Origin of the sequence: Halorubrum tibetense, from assembly GCF_042661865.1 — an archaeon.
In the GTDB taxonomy this organism is placed as follows: domain Archaea; phylum Halobacteriota; class Halobacteria; order Halobacteriales; family Haloferacaceae; genus Halorubrum; species Halorubrum tibetense.
This window is the reverse complement of record NZ_JBHSWW010000218.1, coordinates 1-4,136: the sequence shown is the minus strand read 5'-3', so window position 1 is coordinate 4,136 and position 4,136 is coordinate 1. Positions and strand designations below refer to the sequence as shown.

6 protein-coding genes are annotated in these 4,136 nt (G+C 68.4%); 3 read left to right on the top strand and 3 right to left on the bottom strand.

Going from position 1 to position 4,136, the window contains the following annotated elements; translation table 11 throughout:
- Together ACFQEU_RS12225 and ACFQEU_RS12220 are read right to left on the bottom strand one after the other, a co-directional pair.
- Positions 1 to 317, bottom strand: a 317-nt coding sequence (locus tag ACFQEU_RS12225) for an MFS transporter (RefSeq protein WP_379782524.1), incomplete at its 3' end; no start/stop codon positions are given.
- Positions 318 to 379: 62 nt separating this feature from the next.
- Positions 380 to 973 carry a DUF7474 family protein gene (locus ACFQEU_RS12220; RefSeq protein ID WP_379782522.1) on the bottom strand — a complete coding sequence of 198 codons (594 nt, stop codon included), beginning with the start codon at positions 971 to 973 and terminating at the stop codon, positions 380 to 382.
- Positions 974 to 1,094: 121 nt separating this feature from the next.
- Between ACFQEU_RS12220 and mdh the strand changes: the two genes are divergently transcribed.
- Positions 1,095 to 2,009: a malate dehydrogenase gene (gene mdh, locus ACFQEU_RS12215; protein ID WP_379782520.1), complete on the top strand. Its 915-nt coding sequence runs from the start codon at positions 1,095 to 1,097 to the stop codon at positions 2,007 to 2,009.
- Positions 2,010 to 2,116: 107 nt separating this feature from the next.
- Positions 2,117 to 2,914, top strand: a complete 798-nt coding sequence (locus ACFQEU_RS12210; protein WP_379782518.1) for an aldo/keto reductase — start codon at positions 2,117 to 2,119, stop codon at positions 2,912 to 2,914.
- Between the two features lie 41 nt (positions 2,915 to 2,955).
- Here ACFQEU_RS12210 and ACFQEU_RS12205 read toward each other — a convergent pair whose 3' ends face one another.
- Positions 2,956 to 3,441: a hypothetical protein gene (locus tag ACFQEU_RS12205; protein WP_379782516.1), complete on the bottom strand. Its 486-nt coding sequence runs from the start codon at positions 3,439 to 3,441 to the stop codon at positions 2,956 to 2,958.
- Positions 3,442 to 3,606: 165 nt separating this feature from the next.
- On the opposite strand from ACFQEU_RS12205, the gene ACFQEU_RS12200 reads away from it, so the two are divergent.
- Positions 3,607 to 4,011, top strand: coding sequence for a DUF5790 family protein (locus ACFQEU_RS12200; RefSeq protein WP_379782514.1), 405 nt, complete (start codon positions 3,607 to 3,609; stop codon positions 4,009 to 4,011).
- Positions 4,012 to 4,136 lie beyond the last annotated feature (125 nt).

Genomic DNA, 4,136 nt, shown 5'->3' with positions numbered 1-4,136 from the left:
AGCGACGCGAGCAGGACGGGCCGGCGGCCGATCCGGTCCGAGAGCCGGCCGAGCGTCGGGGCGGCGAGGAACTGTGCGAGCGAGTACGACGCCGCGAGCAGTCCGATGAAGGCGTCGCTGACGCCGAGCGACCGGACGTAGAACGGCAAGATCGGGATCACGATCCCGAACCCGACCAAGTCGATGAACACAACGCCGATAACGACGGCGAGCGCGCGCCGCGGGTTCGACACCGCGGGTGCTCGTCCGTCGCTCGCGTCCGTCGGCGACGGCTCCTCGCCTTGGATCGACGCCGCCCCCGCTTCGGGGTGTGTCACGGTGTCGAAACGATGCGCGTGAGGTTAAACCGGCCGGATGAGTCGGCTGGCTCCCCGGCCGCTCACACGTGTCGCTCGATGACGCCTTTTGCGGCCCTACCCTTCTCCTTCCAGCCGTACCCCTGGTCGTACACGTGGCGTTTCGAGTCGACGAGCTCCGCGGGCGAGGACTCCTCGAACCCGCCGCGGTCCCACGCGCCCGACTCCCGTAACCAACCGATCACGTTCTCCCGGGTCTCCGGCCAGGAGAGCCCGACCATCTCGTACCACGCGATCATCGCGAAGACGGCGTTGTCGTGACAGCCGGGGACCGACCCGTGCTCGTACACGGTCCGCATCGGCTCGCGGGTCGGCTCCGAGACGCGCTCTTTGAACTCCGCGGCGGTGAGCAGCCTGAGGAGGTCGTCGTCGCGGACGACGCGCTGTTCACGCTCCAGCGTCCCGAGCGCGGCCTTGTGGAGCCCGTCCCACTCGCCGGCGACCGCTTCTCGGAGCGCCGACTCGGTGATCCCCTCCGGCTCGGCGGTGAGCACGGCGAGGAGGTCGGTGTACGCCTTCTCCACCGTCGGCCAGCTCACTCCCTCGAACTCGCAGTCTGCGTCGTGGAGGCTGTTTGTGGTCCGGCAGCCGGGACACGGGTAACGGAACGTCGGCACTACGACACGGTGTGCGCCGGCGGGAGTTAGGGTTTTCGCGACGCGGCCGGCGGCCGATCTCACGGCCGCAATCGGCAGTTCCGAAACGTTTACTCGCCGCCCGGTCGCGGATCCACACGGTATGACAAAAGTCAGCGTCATCGGCGCGGCGGGGACTGTCGGAGCCGCGGCCGGCTACAACCTCGCCTTGCGCGACGTGGTCGACGAGCTCGTCTTCGTCGACATCCCGGACCAGCGTGAGACGACGATCGGCCAAGCGGCCGACACGAACCACGGCATCGCCTACGACTCCAACACGACCGTCCGGCAGGGCGAGTACGCGGACACCGCGGGCTCCGACGTCGTCGTGATCACGGCCGGAATCCCGCGCAAAGAGGGCCAAACCCGGATCGACCTCGCCGGCGACAACGCGCCGATCATGGAGGACATCGGCTCGTCGCTCGCCGAGCACAACGACGAGTTCGTCACGGTCACCACCTCGAACCCGGTCGACCTCCTCAACCGCCACCTGTACGAGGTCGGCGACCGCGACCGCCACCAGGTGGTCGGCTTCGGGGGGCGGCTCGACTCCGCGCGCTTCCGGTACGTCCTCTCGGAGCGGTTCGACGCGCCGGTCAAGAACGTCGAGGCGACGATCCTCGGCGAGCACGGCGACGCGCAGGCCCCCGTCTTCTCGAAGGTGCGCGTGGACGGTCGCGACCCGACGTTCGACGCCGACGAGAAGGAGGCGATCCTCGCAGACCTCCAGGAGTCGGCGATGGACGTGATCAGCCGGAAGGGTGCCACGCAGTGGGGCCCCGCCACCGGCGTCGCCCACACCGTCGAGGCGATCCTGAACGACACCGGAGAAGTGCTCCCGTGTTCGGTCGTGCTCGACGGCGAGTACGGCTACGAGGACACCGCCTTCGGCGTTCCCGCGAAGCTCGGATCGGATGGCGTCGAGGAGGTCGTCGAGTGGGAGCTCGACGAGTACGAGTCGGAGCTGCTCGACGAGGCCGCGGAGAAGTTATCCGAGCAGTACGCGAAGATCGAGTAGGCGAGGGTGGAGGAAGCGAGGGTCGAGCAGGTACGTTCGACCCGAAATGGGGTTAGGCTCATTCGAACTGCCCCCGTTTTTTGGTCCCTGGCGCGGTATCCCGATCCATGAGCACCTTCGACAGACTCGGCTACGGCACGTACAAGCTCGAGGACCCAGAGGAGTGCGCCTCGGGCGTCGCCCACGCGATCGAAACCGGCTACCGCCACATCGACACCGCACAGGGGTACGACAACGAGTCGTACGTCGCCGACGGGGTCGAGCGATCGGCGGTCGACCGCGACGACCTGTTCGTCGCGACGAAGCTCTCGACGGACAACCTCTCGTACGACGACGCGATCGCGACCGCAAAGGAGAGCCGCGACCGGCTTCGGACCGACTCGATCGATCTGTTGTACGTCCACTGGCCGATCCACAGCTACGACCCTGAGGAGACGCTTCCCGCCCTCGACCACCTCGTCGACGAGGGCGTCGTCGACCGGATCGGGCTCTCGAACTTCCGCCCCGACCAGCTGACGGAGGCGATCGATCGACTCGACCACGAGGTGTTCGCCCATCAGGTCGAGTGTCACCCGCTGTGCTGGCAGGACGAGCTCCACGAGCTCGCTCGCGAGCACGGTCACTGGCTCGTTGCGTACTCGCCGATCGCCCGCAACCGCGTCGCCGACGTGGACACGATCCAGGAGATCGCCGCGAAACACGGGACGACCCCCGCCGCGGTGAGCCTCGCGTGGCTGCTCTCGAAGGAGTGTGTCGCGCCGATCCCGAAGGCCGCCTCCCACGACCACGTCGAGGCCAACTGGGCCGCACGAGAGCTCGAACTCGATGCCGAGGACATCGACCGGATCGACGCTATCGATCGCGAGGAGCGCGTCGTCGACTTCGAGGAGGCTCCGTGGAACTGAGAGCCTGACCATCGCCCGGCCGGATCGCTCGGCGAGTCGACTCAGTACCGCTCGCGCGGCTCCCCGACCCGTGCCGACAGCGTCCCGTCCACCTCGACGACGACGGTCACGCGGACGTCATCGGAGCCCCAGCCAATTTCGGGGTGCCGATCGACGATCTCGGCGTTCGGAAGGTCGAGCTCGCGGTTCCCGTCCCCGTCACCTCCCGCCGACTCGCGTCCCGACCGGGCGGTAACTCCGTAGGGGGCCGGATACGACACCGACCGCCCGCGGAGCGTCGCCGTGTGTCCCGTCTCACCTGCGGGTGCGAGGGTCGGTTCGTGTACCTCGTCGTCCGCGTCGCCGGACTCGTCGACGACGGTGACGACCAGTTCGGCGGGTTCGTCGGACTCGTTCACCGCGCGGAGCGGACGGAACCGGACGTGTTCTCGGGTCACGTAGGCTGTCCACGCCATACCGCCGCCGACCGCCGCGACGAGCCCGCCGAGCGATCCGGCGATCAGGGTACGTCTGCTCGTGGAGGGCATACGACCCCGTTTGCCCCCGACAGGGATAAGTATCGGCGGCGATCGGGACCGAGTCGAAACTGATCGACGTGCTCGGAGTAATCCCCTCACGGGAGGCCGTAACCCTCCGATTTCACTTTCACTTCCGGGCTCGGGTATAAACGGCGTCGGCACGACGGGTCGGACATGAGTCAGTCCACGTTCGACGACGACGACCTGTTCGGCGAGGCGGCCGAGGAGACCCGCGCCGAAGTCGAAGAGCACCTCGCGGCCGCGCGCGACGCCCTCCCCGACCCGGACGCCGTGTGGACGACCGACGCGGACAACGTGCTCGGCGCGCTCAACGGGTTGAAGTCGGCGCTCGACGCCGGCGACGCGCTCGAACACGTCCGCTCGGCGAAGAAGGCGTACGTGCTCGGCGAACGCGCGGACGCCTTCGAGGACGCCGAGGACCTCGAGGCGGAGATAACGGAGTTGGAGTCGCTCGTCGGCGACATCGAGTCGGCCGCCGAGGAAGTGTCCTCGCTCACCGGGACGGTCCCCGCCATCCGCGGCGCGCTCCAGGACGCCGCCGACGGCGACGACGAGTAGCCGATCCCGCTGTCTACGACCGCGAGGGGATCTTATCTCCTCGTTTCGCGTTCCACCACGGCCGCCGCCAGCGTCGTGAGCGCCTCGCTCGCGGGCGCGAACAGCTCCTGCCCACGCTCGGCGTC

Coding starts and splice junctions, on each gene's coding strand:
- mdh (WP_379782520.1), top strand. CDS start 1,095: ATGACAAAAGTCAGCGTCATCGGCGCGGCGGGGACTGTCGGAGCCGCG.
- ACFQEU_RS12210 (WP_379782518.1), top strand. CDS start 2,117: ATGAGCACCTTCGACAGACTCGGCTACGGCACGTACAAGCTCGAGGAC.
- ACFQEU_RS12205 (WP_379782516.1), bottom strand. CDS start 3,441: ATGCCCTCCACGAGCAGACGTACCCTGATCGCCGGATCGCTCGGCGGG.
- ACFQEU_RS12200 (WP_379782514.1), top strand. CDS start 3,607: ATGAGTCAGTCCACGTTCGACGACGACGACCTGTTCGGCGAGGCGGCC.